The organism is Kitasatospora sp. NPDC018619 (genome assembly GCF_044391605.1).
In the GTDB taxonomy this organism is placed as follows: Bacteria; Actinomycetota; Actinomycetes; order Streptomycetales; family Streptomycetaceae; genus Kitasatospora.
On the sequence record NZ_JBISAI010000003.1, the window covers coordinates 387,789 to 404,208 of the forward strand.

A 16,420-nucleotide genomic window follows, 5' to 3' on the forward strand; every position below is an offset into this window, starting at 1 on the left:
CCGTCGGTCTTGATGCGTCCAATGCATGAAGCGGGGATGATCGATGCACTGGCGTATGAGGTGAGGTGGTGCGGGGATGTACGGCCCGGAAGCGGTGGAGGGCGATCAGCGGTACCGGACGGCCGAGTTGGGGCCGCAGGAGCCGGCCGTGCTGCTGGCGCCCCGGCTGGCGCAGTTCGCGGCGGTGGCCCGGCTGGAGCACGTGACCCAGGCGGCCGCGCTGCTCGGGGTGCCGCAGCCGACGCTGTCGCGCGCGGTGGCCCGGCTGGAGGAGGAGCTGGGGGTGGACCTGCTGGCCCGTCAGGGCCGGACGGTCCGCCTCACCAGGGCGGGCCGGCTGCTGCTGGCCTCGGTGGAGCGGGCGCTGGCCGAGGTCGAGCGCGGCGCGGCGGCGGCCCGGGCGGAGGCGGATCCCGAGGTGGGCCTGGTCGCCTTCGGCTTCCTGCACACGATGGGCCCGGACGCGGTGCCGGCGCTGCTGCGCGGCTTCCGCGTGGCGCACCCGCGGGTGCGGTTCCAGCTGGTGCAGGACTACGGCGCGGCGATGCTGGAGCGGCTGCGGTCCGGGGAGCTGGACCTCTGCCTGGTGGCGCCGCTGCCGGACGACCCGGCGTTCGCCGCCCGGCCGCTGGACGAGCAGCGGCTGCACCTGGTCGTCCCGGCGGACCACCGGCTGGCCGGGCGGCGGCGGATCCGGCTGGCGGAGGTGGCCGAGGAGCCCTTCGTCGGCCTGGAGCAGGGGTACGGGCTGCGCGCGATCACGGACGGCTTCTGCGCGCAGGCGGGGTTCGTGCCCCGGCTGGCCTTCGAGGGGGAGGAGGCGGAGACGCTGCGCGGGCTGGTGGCGGCCGGGCTGGGGGTGGCGCTGCTGCCGCCGGCCCTGGTGCCCCGGCCGGGGGTGGTGGAGCTGGAGGTGACGGCGCCGCGCGCCCGGCGGGCGATCGGGCTCGCCTGGGCGGCGGGGCGGCCGCTGACGCCGCCGGCGCGGGCCTTCCGGGACTTCGTGCTGTCCCGGCGCGGGCGGCTGTTGCAGCACGACTGAGGCCGTGGTGGGCGGGCGGTTGACGCTTTGGTGGATCGCATGGACCGGCCGGTGGAATTCCCGGTGCGGTTTGGACCATCCGGTGGTGTTCGCAGTAGTCGGTCTACGCGCGTAGGGGCTATATTTCCGCAATGGAACAGCAGATCCCCGTCACCACCGCGGGCACCGGCCCGCGCATCCCCACCGCCGACCAGATCCGCCGCGCGCCGAAGGTCCTCCTGCACGACCACCTGGACGGCGGGCTGCGCCCGGAGACCGTGGTCGAGCTGGCCGCCGCCGTCGGCTACCAGGGCCTGCCCACCACCGACCCCAAGGAGCTCGGCGAGTGGTTCCGCGAGGCCGCCGACTCCGGCTCGCTGGTCCGCTACCTGGAGACCTTCGCGCACACCTGCGCCGTGATGCAGACCCGTGAGGCGCTGGTCAGGGTCGCCGCGGACTGCGCCGAGGACCTCGCCGCCGACGGCGTCGTGTACGCCGAGGTGCGCTACGCCCCGGAGCAGCACCTGGAGGCCGGGCTGAGCCTGGACGAGGTCGTCGAGGCCGTCCAGGAGGGCTTCCGCCTCGGCGAGGCCAACGCCCGCGCGGCCGGCCATCGGATCCGGGTCGGCACCCTGCTGACGGCGATGCGGCACGCCGCCCGCTCCACCGAGATCGCCGAACTGGCCAACCGCTACCGGGACCGGGGCGTGGTCGGTTTCGACATCGCCGGGGCCGAGGCCGGCTACCCGCCCACCCGCCACCAGGCCGCCTTCGACTACCTCAAGGGCGAGAACAACCACTTCACCATCCACGCCGGCGAGGCCTTCGGCCTGCCGTCGATCTGGGAGGCGCTGCAGTGCTGCGGTGCCGACCGGCTCGGCCACGGCGTGCGGATCGTCGACGACATCACGGTGGGCGAGGACGGCACGGTCGAGCTCGGCCGGCTGGCCGCGTACGTGCGCGACAAGCGCGTCCCGCTGGAGATGTGCCCGACCTCCAACATCCAGACCGGCGCGGCCGCCTCGTACGCCGAGCACCCGATCGGGCTGCTCAGCCGGCTGAAGTTCCGGGTCACCGTGAACACCGACAACCGGCTGATGAGCGGCACCAGCATGAGCCGGGAGTTCGGCCACGTGGTGGACGCCTTCGGGTACACCCTGGGCGATCTGGAGTGGTTCACGGTGAACGCGATGAAGTCCGCGTTCCTGCCCTTCGACGAGCGGCTGGCGATGATCAACGACGTGATCAAGCCGGGCTACGCCGAGCTGAAGGCGGAGTGGCTGTTCAGCGTCGGCGCCGACGCCCGCTGAGCCGCCGGGGCGGCGCTCCGGGAGCTCCGGTCGGATGAACACCGGCTTCCGCCAGAGGAGTTGGCGTTCATCCGACTACTCACTCGGGTGAGTGAACGGCCTTTGGTGCCCGTGCGACCGGCTCACTACGGTGTGCCAGTCATGCCGACTCGTCGCGGCGGCGGTCGCCCGTCCGCCGGTTCCGTGCGCGAAGTCGGCCACCGACGAGGACCCAAAGGGGACCAACCATGAAGCAGGCTCTGAAGGTCGCCGGCACCGCGGCGCTCGGCGTCGCCATCGCGGCGATCGGCGCCGGTACCGCCTCCGCGGCCGACGGCCAGGCGGCCGGCGGCCTCGGGCTGCCCACCGGCGCGTTGACCAACCCGGCAGTGACCGGCGCCGTCACCGACACCGCCGCCAAGCTGCCCGCCACCGGCAAGGTGACCGAGACGCTGGGCACCCTCGCCCCGACCGTCGGCAAGGCCGTCCCCGCCGGTGACACCCCGCTGGCGGGCGTCACCCAGCAGCGCGCCGCCGAGCAGCGCGCCGCCCTCCCGACCATCCCCGGCCTGGACAAGACCCCGATCGGCGGCCTGACCAGCACCCTCCCGGCCCTCCCCGGCCTGACCGGCTGACCAGGGCCCCGCGGCACACGGCGACGGGCCGCCGGGCTCACGGTTCCTGGGGGAGCAGCAGCCAGAGGGCCAGGTAGAGCAGGAACTGCGGGCCGGGCAGCAGGCAGGAGAGCAGGAAGATCAGTCGGACGGTCCACGGGGTCAGGCCGAAGCGTTCGGCGATCCCGGCGCAGACGCCGGCGATGACGCGGTTGTGGCGGGGACGGGCGAGGCGCGCGCTCATGGTCTTCTCCGTACGGTGGCGGCCCGGTCCGGCCGGTCCGGCGGGCTGCTTCCATACTCCGCCGCCGTCGCCCTCCGGGCCTCAGCCCGGCAGGTGATTCCCCACCCCGAAGGGTTACCGGGGAGTCGTAGCCGGATGTCGGGGTCGCCTCAGGGTGTCCCCGGGGAACCGGGGGCCCTCCGCGGTCCGGACGGCCGGCGGGGGCTCGGTAGGATGCTGCCGATCGCGGTCGGCCGGGGGGCGGACGAATGCCCGACGTTTTTGCGAAGCAACCTCTCGTGCAGGCGGTTTCACGTTCTGATGGGTCCTGTCCCGCATTCCCGGTGAGGTTGAGTTGCGCATTCGGCATCGCAGGTTCCTGACCGCGACCGCCGCCGTCACGCTGGCCTCCGGCCCGGCCGTCGTCGGGGCCCCGGCCGTCGTCGCCGCACCGGGGGCCGTCGCGGTGGCCCCGGGCACCCAGAACCGCCCCTCGCCCGTCACCATCGCGTTCGGAGGCCTGCCCGGCACCGTCGCCGCGGGCGGCGCGCCGGTGGAGTTCACCGCGACGCTCCGCAACACCGCCGACCACGGGCTGGAGGTGCCGTCCTCGGCCTTCGTCCTCACGGACACCGGCACCGGCGCCGGCCAGGGCCACTTCCGGCTGGAGTACCGCTCGCCCGGCGGTGCCCCGTGGCAGGACGCCAGGGCGGACCCCGCGGGCGCCGGCGCGGCCTGGACACTCGACCAGCCCGCCCCGCTGCCGCTGGCGGCCGGCGCCGAGGCGGTCTACCGGCTGCGGCTCACCGTCGCCGCCGACGCCCCGGCCGGGCGGGTGGTGCCGGGCTTCGACGTCGTGGTCTCGGACCCGGCCCTGCCGCCGGAGCAGCGCACCACCGTGGTGGTCGGCGGCCACCCGGGCCTGCTCGTCGCCGCGCCGGCCGCGCCGACCGCCCGGCCGACCGCCCCGGCGGCGACCGCGGAGGTCGGGTTCGAGGGCGTGCCCTTCTCGTTCACCGTGGGCGGGGAGGCGAAGCCGTTCAGGCTGGTCCTCACCAACCGCAGCGGCCGGGAGCTGCGGGTCGTGCCCGCCGTCGTGTTCCGGGGAGCGGGCGAACTCCCCGCGGAGACCGTCAGGTTCGAGTTCCGCGCCGCCGACGGCCAGTGGCGGGCGGCCGCCCGGGGAGGCTGCCCGGAGCGCCTGACCGGGCTCTGCTACGGGCTGGGGGCCGGGACCGGGGCCGGGAGCGCTGACGCCGTCGCGCTGGCGAAGGGCGAGAGCCGCACCGTCGACCTCCGGCTGGCCTTCACCCAGGACGCGCCGATCCTCTTCGAGTCCCTGGTCGCCGTCGCGGCCACCGTGCCGGATCCGGGCGAGGGCGCGGCCGCGGCTCTCGGCCCGGCGGCCGACTTCATCACCGTGACCGCGACGGGCGCCACCGTCGCGCCCGGTCCGGCCGGTCCCCACCCCGGCCCGGCCCCGGAGCCCGAGCCGGACGCGCCGGTGCCGGTCACCGCCGCGGTGGCCCCGGCCGCGGCCCCTTCGGCGGCGACGGGCCCGCCTTCGGCCGGGCCGCCCCCGGCCGTCGCGGCCCCGGCCGCGGGCCCCCGGCCGGCCGCCACCGGTGGGGGCACGGCCCCGGAGCCGATGGCGATCACCGGGGCGACCGCGATCGCCCTCGGCCTCGGCACCCTGGTGGTGGCCTGGCGCCGCAACCGCGGGCGGGGCCGCCCGGGGAGCTGACCGGGCCGGGCCTTCCGGGGCCCGCCGCCGGGCCGGGCGCGCCCGCCCCGCGCGTCCGGGGACGGGCACGCGCCGTCCCGGAGGCGGCCGGCACCCGTCGCCGCCTCCGCGGTACGCCGTGGGTACGCTCTGCCGACAGCGACGGCCGACGAGGTGGGACATGACGGAGTTCGAGGTGCTGAGGGTCTTCTGCGGGCCCGACGGGAGCCACGGCAACGCGCTCGGGGTGGTGCGCGACGGCGCCGCCGTGCCGGGGCGGGCGGAGCGGCAGCGGATCGCCCGCGAACTCGGCTTCAGCGAGACGGTGTTCGTCGACGACCCGGAGCGCGGGGCGATCGACATCTACACCCCGTCGGTGCGCCTGCCGTTCGCCGGCCACCCGTGCGTGGGCGCCGCCTGGCTGCTCGGGGCCGACCGGCTGGTCACGGCGGCCGGCGAGGTGGCGGTGCGGCGCGCGGGCGGGCTGACCAGGATCGCGGCCAGGCCCGAGTGGGCCCCGGGGCGCACGCTGCGCCGGTACGGTTCGGCGGCCGAGGTGGAGGCGCTGGAGGTGCCGCCGCCGGGGGAGTGGGTCTACGCCTGGGCCTGGCAGGACGAGCAGGCCGGCACCGTACGGGCCCGGGCCTTCCCCGGGCGGGGCGACGGGATCGACGAGGACGAGGCGACCGGCGCGGCCGCCCTGCTGCTGGCCGCGGACCTCGGCCGGGAGCTGGTCGTCACCCAGGGCCGGGGCTCGCAGCTGCTGGCCGGTCCGCGCCCGGACGGGCTGGTGGAGGTCGGCGGCCGGGTGGTCCGGGTGGCGCGCCCGGCTCAGCCGGCGGGCGGCGTCGGTTCGGCGTAGGCGGCCCGGCGGGCGGCCGGCGCGACGGCCGCGACCGAGGTGACGGCGGCCACCGGCGGGACGGAGAGCACCGGCAGCCGGGGCGCCCGCGGCCGCCGGTCCCGCAGCAGGTGCCGCAGGCCGGGGACGAGCGCGAGGTGGGCGACGGCCACGCCGACGACGGCCAGCAGGATGTGGTCCACGTTGAGCACGTGCCCGGGCGCCCAGGAGGAGAGGAACTCCAGGGCCGTCGCCAGCATCGCGGAGACCCCGGTGGTGCGCAGGAAGGACGGCAGCCAGGGGGCCCGGAGCCGGCCGCCGGCCAGCGGCAGCAGTACCCCGAGCGGAGCCAACAGCAGGAGCTCGCCGACGACCTGCCACCCGCTGGAGGAGCGGAGCGAGGCGAGCGGCGTCAGGTTGGCGTCGTACACCCAGGCGACCGGCAGCGGTCTCAGCACCAGCCAGAGCGCCAGTGCCAGGTGGCCGGTGAGCCCGGCCAGCCCGGCCAACCGGAGGGGACGGTGGACGGCCGCCGCCGGGCTGTTCCTCGTCCCCGCGCCGGAACGCTCGTCGCGTGTCCTGGTGCCATCTCGCTGCACGGGGGGAAGGACGTGGGCCGACGTCACGTCGGTTCCACGCCGGGCGTGAACATTCCCGAACGCGCCCCCGGACGCCTCCCGCGCCCCATCCGCCCGCCCCGCCCCGGCGGTCTACCGGCAGGACGGGGTGGTCGGCACCGCGCCGAAGACGTTGTCCGGCGGCGCACTGCCCGGCGCCACCGGCGTGGGCGACGGGCTCGGGCTCGCGGCCGCCTTGCCGCCGCGGGACGGGGACACCGTCGGGGCGGGCCCCGGCGGGGTGGCGAGGGCCGTCGGTATGTGCGGGCTGGTCGGGCAGGCTGTCCGGCTGGCGGGCGCACCGGCGTCGACCGGTACGGCGGTCGGCCGGATGCCGCAGCCGGCGGCCAGCGCGGCCAGCAGCAGCACGCCGGCGGAGCGGCGCAGGAGGGTGCGCGGGGCGGCGGTCTCGGTCGGGGCGGTCACGTGGCGTCCTTGTCCTCGGCGGCGTCGCCGGCGGGGCCGCCCTCGGCCTCGCCCGCGGAGGGCGGAGGCGGCGGGGCCAGCGGCAGCGTCAGGGTGAACACCGCGCCGACCTCCCCGTTCGCCGCCGTGATCGTTCCCCCGTGTATCCGGGCGTTGGCCATCGCGATCGACAGGCCCAGGCCGCTGCCCTCCGAGCGGGCCCGTCCCCGGTCCGCCTTGTAGAAGCGGTCGAAGACGTGCGGTAGCACCTCCTCGGGGATGCCCGGGCCGCTGTCGGAGACCTCGACCACGACGGACTCCCCGTCCTGGCGGACCCTGACCCGCACCGGCGAGCCGCCGTGCTTCAGCGCGTTGCCGATCAGGTTGGCGAAGACCACGTCGAGCCGGCGCGGGTCCACCACGGCCAGGATGCCGCGCGGGGCGTCCACCTCGACGGCGTCGTACCAGGCCCGTCCGTCGATGCAGGACATGATCAGGTCGGCGACGTCCACCTCGTCGGCGACCAGCTTGGCGGTGCCGGCGTCGAAGCGGGTCACCTCCATCAGGTTCTCCACCAGGTCGGACAGCCGCCGGGTCTCGCTGACCACGAGCCGGACGGCCGGCTCGATCATCGGGTCCAGCGACTCGGCCTCGTCCTCCAGGATGTCCGTCACGGCGGTCATCGCGGTCAGCGGGGTGCGCAGCTCGTGCGACATGTCGGCGACGAACCGCCGGCTCTGCGCCTCGCGCGCGCTGAGCTCCTCGACCTGCTCGTGCAGCGACTCCGCGGCCCGGTTGAAGGTCCGCGCCAGGTCGGCGAGTTCGTCCGAGCCCTCGACCTCCAGCCGGGTGTCCAGGCGCCCCTCGCCGAGCCGCCGGGCGGCGTCGCCGAGCCGCTTGACCGGCCGCAGCACCGTCGCCGAGGCGGCCTGGGCCAGCAGCGCCGAGCCGATCAGCGCGAGCAGCGTGGCGATCGCCAGCGACCAGCCCAGCGTGTTGAGGTCGGCCCGCTCGTTCTCCAGCGACTTGAACATGTACGCCGTCGGACCGTTCGGCACCACCTTGGTGCCGCCGATCACGAACGGCCGGCCTTCCAGGTTCTGCCGCTGCCAGTACAGGTGGTACGGGTAGGGGTTGCTCTCGCTGACCTCGCGCGGCTTGGCAACGGTGGACTGCAGCGCGCTCGGGACGTCGGCCGCCGTGAAGTGCGCCGGGTCGGAGGAGGCCGGGCACTCCGGGTGCGCCGCGTCGACCACCACGACGTCGTACGTCAGGCCGGAGCTGGCCACGGTGGAGGCCAGCGCGGCCAGCTCCGGGCAGGTCGCGTTCAGCGGCAGGTCGGAGACGTTGCGGGTGAGCGAGACCCGGAAGTCGTTCAGCGCGGTGTCCTGGGCGCGCTTGAGCACCGCGTCGCGGTTCAGCCAGTACGCGATGCCGGAGGCCGAGACGGCGGCGAGCAGCGCGACGGCCGCGAACACCGCGATCAGCCGCACCCGCAGGGAGCGCAGCCGACGCCACCGGCCCGTCGGGAACCGCCGGGCAGTCGTCTGATGGTCAGTCACAAGAGCCTGTCGTGGTACGGGAGTTCGGGGCGGGTGGGCTGGTCGGGATCAGGCCGGCGGATCCAGCCGGTAGCCCACCCCCCGGACGGTGCGGATCAGCGTCGGCGCGGACGGCACGTCCTCGACCTTGGCCCGCAGCCGCTGCACGCAGGCGTCCACCAGGCGGGAGTCGCCGAGGTAGTCGTGCTCCCAGACCAGCCGCAGCAGCTGCTGGCGGGAGAGCGCCTGGCCGGGGCGGCGGCTGAGCTCCAGCAGCAGCCGCAGCTCGGTCGGGGTGAGCTGGAGGTCCTGCCCGTCCTTGGTGACGGTCATCGCCGCGCGGTCGATCACCACGCTGCCGTAGGCCGAGGAGTCGGAGCTCTCCCGCTCGCCGCGGCGCAGCACCGCCCGGATCCGGGCGTCCAGCACCCGCGGCTGGACCGGCTTCACCACGTAGTCGTCCGCGCCGGACTCCAGGCCCACCACCACGTCGATGTCGTCCGAGCGCGCGGTCAGCAGGATGATCGGCAGCTGGTCGGTGCGGCGGATCCGGCGGCACACCTCGAAGCCGTCGATGCCGGGCAGCATCACGTCCAGCACGATCAGGTCGGGCCGCTGCTCCTTGAAGAGCCTCAGACCGTCCTCGCCGGAGGCGGCGGTGGCCACGCGGTGGCCCTGGCGGGTGAGGGCGAGTTCGAGGCCGGTACGGATGGCGTCGTCGTCCTCGATCAGAAGGAGGAAAGGCACGGGCCCCATTTTGGCCCACCGGCAGCGCCGAATCACCCCCCGGGCCGCCCGTCGTCCCGCCGGGAACCGGAACGGCCGCCACCGGCGTCCGGTACGGAGGGAGGCGGACCGGGACGTTCGGCCCGCGCCTGTGACACCCCTGTGACAGTCGGCGGACAGCGCCATCACAACCGGCGGGCAGGATTTTCCCTGTCGCCGCAGGACAGCGGGCCGCAAGGCCGGCTGGAGGGCGGCTACCGGAACCGCTCGTACCGACCCAGGGGGCGCACGATGAACGCCATGCTTCAGACCCGGACCAACCCGGCTGTCCGCACCGCGCGTTCCTCAGCCGCGTCCCACCGGACCCGGTACGAGGTCAGGACCGACGAGAACTCCGGTGCCGTGACCGTACGGGGGTGCGCGCACAGCACCGGTGGAAGCCCTGTCGCCCGCCGGGTGAGCGGCGGCGGCAGGACGGGGGAGCTGTACGGGATCGGCCGTCTGGGGAGTTCGGCCGACTCCGCCACCACCCTCACGCTGCGGGGGATCCTCCCCGTCCGCGTCGAGGGCAAGGACGCCCCGGGGGGGAACCGGGGGACCGGGGGGAACGGCCTGCGGACGGTCGGCTCGGGGGAGCCGGCCGGCCGCGAGGCCGCCGGTGCGACGCTGCTGCGGCTGAACCCCGCGGCGGCCCGCACCGCCGAGGCCGGGCAGGGAGGCGCGCAGGGGGAGCACCCGGCCGTCGCGGAGGACCACATCACGGAGTTCACCGCGTACGTGCGCGAGCGCCGCGCCTCCCTGTACGCCACGGCCTACCACCTGACCGGTGACCGCTACGAGGCCGAGGACCTGCTGCAGAGCGCGCTCTTCAGCACCTACCGGGCCTGGGGCCGGATCACCGACAAGGCCGCGGTCGGCGGGTACCTGCGCCGCACCATGACCAACCTGCACATCTCCGCCTGGCGGCGCCGCAAGGTCAACGAGTACCCGACCGAGGAGCTGCCGGAGACGGCCGGCGACACCGACGCGATGGGCGGCACCGAGCTGCGCACCGTGCTCTGGCAGGCGCTGGCGAAGCTGCCGGAGAACCAGCGCACCATGCTGGTGCTGCGGTACTACGAGGGCAAGACCGACCCGGAGATCGCCGACGTGCTGGGGATCAGCGTCGGCACGGTCAAGAGCAGCATCTGGCGCGCACTGCGCCGGCTGCGCGAGGACGAGCACCTGAACAAGTCCGGCGACACCGTCCGGGCGTTCGGCGAGCTGGTCGCGTAACGAGGACTCCCGTCGGGGGACGGGAAGCGGACGGTCACGGTCCGGGGGCGGCGGCTCGGGGGAGCGACGCCCGTGGGGGAGCCGAGGACCGTTCGGGGAAGGCGCGGGCCCGGTGCGGGGGAGACGCACCGGGCCCCGTGTCGTGCCCGGGGCGGCTTCAGACGGCGGACAGCTCGGCGCTCCGGGCGGTGGCGCGGATCCGCCGCTCGGCCTCCGGGCCGGCGCACGCGTACGAGCCGAGCGCGACCTGCCGTCCGACGATGGACCGCTCGGCCCGCATCAGCCGAAGGCCCCGGCGCAGCAGCACCGGCAGCGACTTGCGGCCCTCCCGGACGTCCCGGCGCAGCCGGCGCCAGGCCGTGGTGAGCGCGCCGTTGCGCAGGCACAGGGCGTCGCCGAGCAGGCCGTGCCCGGCGCACTCGGCGGTGATCTCGGCGGCGAAGATGCCCTCCGCGATGAACGCGCCGGCGCCGTCCAGCTCCAGGTGCCGGGTGCCGACCCGGCCGTTGTCCGGGATCGAGTACACCGGGACGTCCGCGCGGCCGTGCTCGTGCAGGGCGCGGATCGCGGCGACGGCCCGGTCGCGGTGCCAGGAGAGCGGGGAGTCCCAGTCGACGGCGCCGTCCGGCAGCCGCGGCAGGGTCGGGTCGTCCCCGTCCTTGTAGAAGTCGTCGAGCTGGAGCACCGGCAGGCCGCTGCGTTCGGCCAACGAGGACTTCCCCGACCCGGAGGGCCCGGAGAGCAGGATCACCCGGGCATGCCCGGTCGGTGCGGGGTTCATGGGGGAGTCACTCACGGGACACCAGTCTGACGCATCCCGGGTGGTTGCCGAAACCGTCCGGCTCACACCTTCCGGATCGCGTCCGGGGCGGCGAGGGCGGCGTGCAGCAGCGGGAGGTAGCGGCTGTCGACCTGGAGGTAGACCGGCTCGCCTCCGCCGGGCGGCCGGTAGCCGGTGGCGGCCCAGTCCTGGCTGTGCCAGGTGTCGGGCTCGGGCTCGTGGAAGGTGCCGCCGACGGGCAGGTCGGTGCGGCCGAGCGAGCGGGAGCCGAAGGTGGCCTTCCCGGCGCCCGGGGTGATGCGCAACGTCCCGTTGGTGTAGGCGCGTTGCCAGCCGGGCCGGTCGGAGCGGGCCGAGCACGGCACCCGTACCGGCCGTCCGGCGGCCAGCCGCCTGCGGGTGCGGGAGACGTGCCACCCGCGCAGGAGGCCGTCCGCGAACAGCGGTGCCAGCTCGGCGATCAACTCTCCCACGGCTCCCCCTCGTGCGTTTCCGGTACGGACGATCATGGTCCGGGTGCGCGGGCCCGGGGAGCGCCGAAGGTCGCCGGGGCCGGTGACGAAAGTCGACGGACCCGCGCCAGGGGGGGAGAGGCGCGGGTCCGTCCTATGACCGTCCGGGCCCTGGGGGGGTGAGGGCACTGGGGACGGCCAGTCTGTGGAGTTGTGCCCGGCGTTGCGTCGGGCGGCGGAGCGGCGGAGGTCAGATCCCCTTCGGGTGCCAGACCGTCTTCGTCTCCAGGAACGAGAGTAGCCGGTCCGTACCGGGCGCATTGGTCCAGTCCTGGGCGAACGGGTCCAGCACCGGACGGACCACCCTCTTCAGGGTATCCGCGGCGGCGGCTTCCAGCGCCTTCGCCGCGCCGGGGCCGTCGGCGGCGATGGCCCCGGTGAGGTCCAGCGCGTTGACGTCCTGGTGCGAGGCCAGGGTCGGGGCGATGTCCGCGGTGGCGCCCGAGATGATGTTGACCACGCCGCCCGGGACGTCCGAGGTGGCCAGCACCTCGCCCAGCGACAGCGCGGGCAGCGGGGCGTCCGCGGCGGCCGCGACCACGACCGCGTTCCCGGTGGCGATCGCCGGGGCGATCACCGAGACCAGGCCGAGCAGCGAGTGCCCGTACCCGGCCTGCGGGGCGACGATCCCGACCACGCCGGTCGGCTCCGGGGTGGAGAGGTTGAAGTACGGCCCGGCGACGGGGTTGGCACCGCCCGCGATCTGGGCGACCTTGTCGGTCCAGCCCGCGTACCAGACCCAGCGGTCGATCGCGGCGTCCACCAGCGCGGCGGCCTTCTTCGAGCCGACGCCCTCGGAGACGGACACCTCGGCGGCGAACTGCTCGCGCCGGCCCTGGAGCATCTCGGCGACCCGGTACAGCACCTGGCCGCGGTTGTACGCGGTGGCGCCGGACCAGCCCTTGACCGCCTTGCGGGCGGCCAGGACGGCGTCGCGGGTGTCCTTGCGGGTGCCCAGCGGGGCGTTGGCGAGCCACTCGCCCTTCGAGTCGGTCACTTCGTACACCCGCCCGCTCTCGGAGCGCGGGAACTTCCCGCCGACGTACAGCTTGTAGGTCTTGAAGACGTCAAGACGCGTCGCGACATCAGACATCGAGGTAGGCCTCCAGACCGTGGCGGCCACCCTCGCGGCCGTAGCCCGACTCCTTGTAGCCGCCGAACGGCGAGGTCGGGTCGAACTTGTTGAAGGTGTTGGCCCAGATCACGCCGGCCCGGAGCCGGTCCGCCATCCAGAGGATGCGCGAGCCCTTCTCCGTCCAGATGCCGGCGGAGAGGCCGTACGGGGTGTTGTTGGCCTTCTCGACCGCCTCGGCGGGGGTGCGGAAGGTCAGCACCGACAGGACCGGGCCGAAGATCTCCTCCTGGGCGATCCGGTGGGCCTGGCTGACGCCGGTGAACAGGGTCGGCCTGAACCAGAAGCCGGTGCCCGGGAGCTCGCAGGCGGGGGACCAGCGCTCGGCGCCCTCGGCCTCGCCGGCCTCGGCCAGCGCGGTGATCCGGGCCAGCTGCTCGGCCGAGTTGATGGCGCCGATGTCGGTGTTCTTGTCCAGCGGGTCGCCCACCCGCAGGGTGGCCATCCGGCGCTTCAGGGCGTCCAGCAGCTCGTCCTGGACCGACTCCTGGACCAGCAGGCGCGAGCCCGCGCAGCAGACGTGGCCCTGGTTGAAGAAGATGCCGTTGACGATGCCCTCGACCGCCTGGTCGATCGGCGCGTCGTCGAAGACGATGTTCGCGGCCTTGCCGCCCAGCTCCAGCGAGAGCTTGGTGCGGGTGCCGGCCAGCTGCCTGGCGATGGCGCGGCCGACCGGGGTGGAGCCGGTGAAGGCGACCTTGTTGACGTCCGGGTGGCCGGTCAGCGCGGCGCCGGTGCGGCCGTCACCGGTGACGATGTTGACGACGCCCTTCGGCAGGCCGGCCTGGCGGCAGATCTCGGCGAAGCGCAGCGCGGTCAGCGGGGTGGTCTCGGCCGGCTTCAGGACGACCGTGTTGCCGGTCGCCAGCGCGGGCGCGACCTTCCAGGCCAGCATCAGCAGCGGGAAGTTCCACGGGATGACCTGGCCGGCCACGCCCAGCGGGCGCGGGTTCGGGCCGAAGCCGGCGTAGTCCAGCTTGTCCGCCCAGCCCGCGTAGTAGAAGAAGTGCGCGGCGACCAGCGGCAGGTCGACGTCGCGGGTCTCGCGGATCGGCTTGCCGTTGTCGATCGACTCCAGCACGGCCAGCTCGCGGCTGCGCTCCTGGATGATCCGGGCGATCCGGAACAGGTACTTGGCGCGCTCGCTGCCGGGCAGCGCCGACCAGTCGGCGAAGGCCCCGCGGGCGGCGGCGACCGCGCGGTCCACGTCCTCCTCGGTGCCCTGGGCGAACTCGGCGAGCACCTGTTCGGTGGCCGGGTTGACCGTCTTCAGGGCCTCGTTGCCGGAGGAGTCGACGAACTCGCCGCCGATGAAGTGGCCGTAGGAGGTGGCGATGTCGCCCGCGGCGGCCGGGGACTCCGGGGCGGGGGCGTAGGCGAAGAGGCCGCCGGCGGGCTCGGCCACGGGCTCCTCGGTGTTCTTCTTCTTGGCCATGGTGATCAGTCCACCGTCACGTAGTCGGGGCCGGAGTAGCGGCCGGTGGCCAGCTTCTGGCGCTGCATCAGCAGGTCGTTGAGCAGGCTGGAGGCGCCGAAGCGGAACCAGTGCGGGGTCAGCCAGTCGTCGCCGAGGGTCTCGTTGACCATCACCAGGTACTTCATGGCGTCCTTGGTGGTGCGGATGCCGCCGGCGGGCTTGACGCCGACCTGGACGCCGGTGGCCGCGCGGAAGTCGCGGACGGCCTCCAGCATCAGCAGGGTGACCGGCGGGGTCGCGTTGACGGCCACCTTGCCGGTGGAGGTCTTGATGAAGTCGGCGCCGGCCAGCATCGCCAGCCAGGAGACCCGGCGGACGTTGTCGTAGGTCTGGAGCTCGCCGGTCTCGAAGATCACCTTGAGGTGCGCGGAGCTGCCGTCGGGGCGCCTGCACGCCTCCTTGACGGCCACGATCTCGCGGTACACGTCGAGGTAGCGGCCGGAGAGGAAGGCGCCGCGGTCGATCACCATGTCGATCTCGTCGGCGCCCGCGGCCACCGCGTCGGCGGTGTCGGCGAGCTTGACCGGGAGGGCGGCGCGGCCGGCCGGGAAGGCGGTGGCCACCGAGGCGACCTGGATGCCGGTGCCCCGCAGGGCGGCCTTCGCGGTGGCGACCATGTCCGGGTAGACGCAGATGGCGGCGACGCGCGGGGTGGTCGGGTCGGACGGGTCGGGGGTCCTGCCCTTGGCGCACAGCGCGCGCACCTTGCCGACCGTGTCCGCGCCCTCCAGCGTGGTCAGGTCGATCATCGAGATCGCCAGGTCGATGGCGTACGCCTTCGCCGTGGTCTTGATCGAGCGGGTACCGAGAGCGGCGGCGCGCGCCTCCAGGCCGACCTGGTCGACGCCGGGCAGGCCGTGCAGGAAGCGGCGGAGCGAGGCCTCGGACGCCGCAACGTCCTGAAGGCCGCTGCCCGCAACGCCGGGGGCATTGGCTGCAACAGTGGACATAGTCACCAGAGCAGCATATCTACGCGCGTAGTGGGCCGCCAGGGCGCCCGCTATTCGTGGCCGGACCGAGACCTGGGGGCGGAGGGGGTTCACGCCGCCGGGTGAATCCCGGGCAGGTCGATTGCTCCGGGCGCCTCATGAGCCCGGCGGTGATCGACTCGTCGGCACTGGTCACCCTGCTGGTGTTCGACGATCGTCTGGCTGACGCCGTCGAGGCCCGGCTGCGCAAGGGGGATGCCTTCTTCGCCCCCAGCCTGCCGGACTACGAGGTGGTCAGCGCCCTGCGGGGGATCGCGACGAAGGACCAGCGGCTCACCGACGAGGTGGTCGCCGAGGCGCTGGCGGATCTGCAGGACCTGCCGATGCGGCGGATGAAGGCCGAGCCGCTGATGCCCCGGGTCCGGCAGCTGCGGCACAGCCACAGCTCGTACGACGCTTCGTCCATCGCGCTCGCGGAAGCCCTGGGCGCGACGCTGCTCGGCTGCGACCCCTGGATGGGCACGGCGGGCGGGGCCCGTTGTCGGATCGAGATCCTCGGGGCCGCATAGCCGTCGAACCGTGATCGGCCGAGCCTGTGGGCCGCTCGGGCCATGGGGCAGAATCGACGCCATGACCGATTCCGACGACGGGCCCCGCCGGGGCCCGGACGCCCCCGACGGGGACCCCGCGTACGCGGACCGCGTGTACCGCTCTGTCCCCGGGGTGATCTCCGGCGTGCTGCTGCTGGTCGTCGCCGCCTGGCTGGTCGGCGACGCGGTGGCGAGCGGGACGGGGAAGACGCCGTACGTCGCGCTCGCCGCGGTGCCGGTGTTCGCCTTCCCGGTGATCGCGTACACGCTGCGCCCGGTCGTCACGGCCGGCCGCGACCGGCTGGTGGTGCGCAACCCGTGGCGGACCGTCGTCGCGCCCTGGGCCTCGGTGGACGCGCTGCGCGCCGGGTACTCGGTCGAGCTGCTGGCCGGCGGGAGGAAGTTCCAGGTCTGGGCGGTGCCGGTGTCGCTGCGGCAGCGCAAGCGGGCCACCCGGGCGCAGAGCTCCGGCGCCGCCGAGCACGCCTCCCGGACCGGCCTGGGGCTGGGCATGGCCAAGCGGACCAACCCGGTCGTCCAGGGCTCGCCCGACCCGACCCGGGCCTGGTCCGACCAGGTCACCGCGGTCCTCCAGGAGATGGCCGAGCGCAACGCCGCCCGGCCCGCCGCGGCGGGGCCGGTCGAGGTCCGCTGGTGCTGGTGGATCATCGCCCCGACCCTGCTCGGCCTGGCCGCCCTGGTCACGGTCATCGCGCTCTGACGC

General features: G+C 74.7%; 18 protein-coding genes. 8 read left to right on the top strand and 10 right to left on the bottom strand.

The genetic code is table 11. The features are described 5' to 3' along the window. Positions 1 to 76 precede the first annotated feature (76 nt). The 3 genes from ACH5AR_RS06770 (at position 77) to ACH5AR_RS06780 (ending at position 2,945) form a co-directional block, all read left to right on the top strand. Positions 77 to 1,042 (top strand): LysR family transcriptional regulator, encoded by a 966-nt coding sequence (locus ACH5AR_RS06770; RefSeq protein WP_396300281.1) that lies wholly within the window; start codon positions 77 to 79, stop codon positions 1,040 to 1,042. Between the two features lie 131 nt (positions 1,043 to 1,173). After that, positions 1,174 to 2,331, top strand: coding sequence for an adenosine deaminase (locus ACH5AR_RS06775; RefSeq protein ID WP_396300282.1), 1,158 nt, complete (start codon positions 1,174 to 1,176; stop codon positions 2,329 to 2,331). A 227-nt stretch (positions 2,332 to 2,558) separates the two neighbouring features. Further along, a complete protein-coding gene (locus ACH5AR_RS06780; RefSeq protein WP_396300283.1) occupies positions 2,559 to 2,945 on the top strand; it encodes a hypothetical protein in 387 nt (128 codons plus the stop codon). A 37-nt stretch (positions 2,946 to 2,982) separates the two neighbouring features. Here ACH5AR_RS06780 and ACH5AR_RS06785 read toward each other — a convergent pair whose 3' ends face one another. Then, complete coding sequence (locus ACH5AR_RS06785) at positions 2,983 to 3,168, bottom strand: PspC domain-containing protein (protein ID WP_355267409.1); 186 nt, start codon at positions 3,166 to 3,168, stop codon at positions 2,983 to 2,985. Positions 3,169 to 3,502: 334 nt separating this feature from the next. Here ACH5AR_RS06785 and ACH5AR_RS06790 point away from each other — a divergent pair, with 334 nt between their 5' ends. Continuing rightward, positions 3,503 to 4,891: a hypothetical protein gene (locus ACH5AR_RS06790; RefSeq protein WP_396300284.1), complete on the top strand. Its 1,389-nt coding sequence runs from the start codon at positions 3,503 to 3,505 to the stop codon at positions 4,889 to 4,891. Between the two features lie 160 nt (positions 4,892 to 5,051). Continuing rightward, complete coding sequence (locus ACH5AR_RS06795) at positions 5,052 to 5,732, top strand: PhzF family phenazine biosynthesis protein (protein WP_396300285.1); 681 nt, start codon at positions 5,052 to 5,054, stop codon at positions 5,730 to 5,732. Here ACH5AR_RS06795 and ACH5AR_RS06800 read toward each other — a convergent pair. From ACH5AR_RS06800 to ACH5AR_RS06815, 4 genes are all read right to left on the bottom strand, one after another. After that, a complete protein-coding gene (locus tag ACH5AR_RS06800) occupies positions 5,702 to 6,310 on the bottom strand; it encodes a VanZ family protein (RefSeq protein ID WP_396300286.1) in 609 nt (202 codons plus the stop codon). The two genes, ACH5AR_RS06795 and ACH5AR_RS06800, sit on opposite strands and share 31 nt — an antisense overlap. 111 nt (positions 6,311 to 6,421) lie before the next feature. After that, on the bottom strand, positions 6,422 to 6,754 hold the full coding sequence (locus tag ACH5AR_RS06805) for a hypothetical protein (RefSeq protein ID WP_396300287.1): 333 nt from the start codon (positions 6,752 to 6,754) through the stop codon (positions 6,422 to 6,424). Beyond that, entirely contained in the window at positions 6,751 to 8,295 is a 1,545-nt protein-coding gene (locus ACH5AR_RS06810; RefSeq protein WP_396300288.1) for an ATP-binding protein, read from the bottom strand. Before ACH5AR_RS06810 ends, ACH5AR_RS06805 begins: the two co-directional genes overlap by 4 nt. Before the next feature lie 48 nt (positions 8,296 to 8,343). Next, on the bottom strand, positions 8,344 to 9,021 hold the full coding sequence (locus tag ACH5AR_RS06815) for a response regulator transcription factor (RefSeq protein WP_030257458.1): 678 nt from the start codon (positions 9,019 to 9,021) through the stop codon (positions 8,344 to 8,346). 381 nt (positions 9,022 to 9,402) lie between these two features. Here ACH5AR_RS06815 and ACH5AR_RS06820 point away from each other — a divergent pair, with 381 nt between their 5' ends. Continuing rightward, positions 9,403 to 10,275 carry a SigE family RNA polymerase sigma factor gene (locus tag ACH5AR_RS06820; RefSeq protein ID WP_396300369.1) on the top strand — a complete coding sequence of 291 codons (873 nt, stop codon included), beginning with the start codon at positions 9,403 to 9,405 and terminating at the stop codon, positions 10,273 to 10,275. A 157-nt stretch (positions 10,276 to 10,432) separates the two neighbouring features. Here the strand turns inward: ACH5AR_RS06820 and ACH5AR_RS06825 are convergent, their stop codons facing one another. From ACH5AR_RS06825 to deoC, 5 genes are all read right to left on the bottom strand, one after another. Then, entirely contained in the window at positions 10,433 to 11,071 is a 639-nt protein-coding gene (locus tag ACH5AR_RS06825) for an ATP-binding protein (protein ID WP_396300289.1), read from the bottom strand. Between the two features lie 47 nt (positions 11,072 to 11,118). Next, positions 11,119 to 11,529: a hypothetical protein gene (locus ACH5AR_RS06830; RefSeq protein WP_396300290.1), complete on the bottom strand. Its 411-nt coding sequence runs from the start codon at positions 11,527 to 11,529 to the stop codon at positions 11,119 to 11,121. A gap of 229 nt (positions 11,530 to 11,758) precedes the next feature. Then, entirely contained in the window at positions 11,759 to 12,661 is a 903-nt protein-coding gene (locus ACH5AR_RS06835; RefSeq protein WP_396300291.1) for an aldehyde dehydrogenase family protein, read from the bottom strand. Further along, positions 12,654 to 14,135, bottom strand: coding sequence for an aldehyde dehydrogenase family protein (locus ACH5AR_RS06840; protein ID WP_396300292.1), 1,482 nt, complete (start codon positions 14,133 to 14,135; stop codon positions 12,654 to 12,656). Before ACH5AR_RS06840 ends, ACH5AR_RS06835 begins: the two co-directional genes overlap by 8 nt. 5 nt (positions 14,136 to 14,140) lie before the next feature. After that, complete coding sequence (gene deoC / locus ACH5AR_RS06845; RefSeq protein ID WP_396300293.1) at positions 14,141 to 15,127, bottom strand: deoxyribose-phosphate aldolase; 987 nt, start codon at positions 15,125 to 15,127, stop codon at positions 14,141 to 14,143. Between the two features lie 149 nt (positions 15,128 to 15,276). On the opposite strand from deoC, the gene ACH5AR_RS06850 reads away from it, so the two are divergent. Together ACH5AR_RS06850 and ACH5AR_RS06855 are read left to right on the top strand one after the other, a co-directional pair. Further along, complete coding sequence (locus ACH5AR_RS06850; RefSeq protein WP_396300294.1) at positions 15,277 to 15,675, top strand: type II toxin-antitoxin system VapC family toxin; 399 nt, start codon at positions 15,277 to 15,279, stop codon at positions 15,673 to 15,675. A gap of 61 nt (positions 15,676 to 15,736) precedes the next feature. Further along, positions 15,737 to 16,417: a PH domain-containing protein gene (locus tag ACH5AR_RS06855; RefSeq protein WP_396300295.1), complete on the top strand. Its 681-nt coding sequence runs from the start codon at positions 15,737 to 15,739 to the stop codon at positions 16,415 to 16,417. The last annotated feature ends 3 nt before the right edge of the window (positions 16,418 to 16,420 follow it).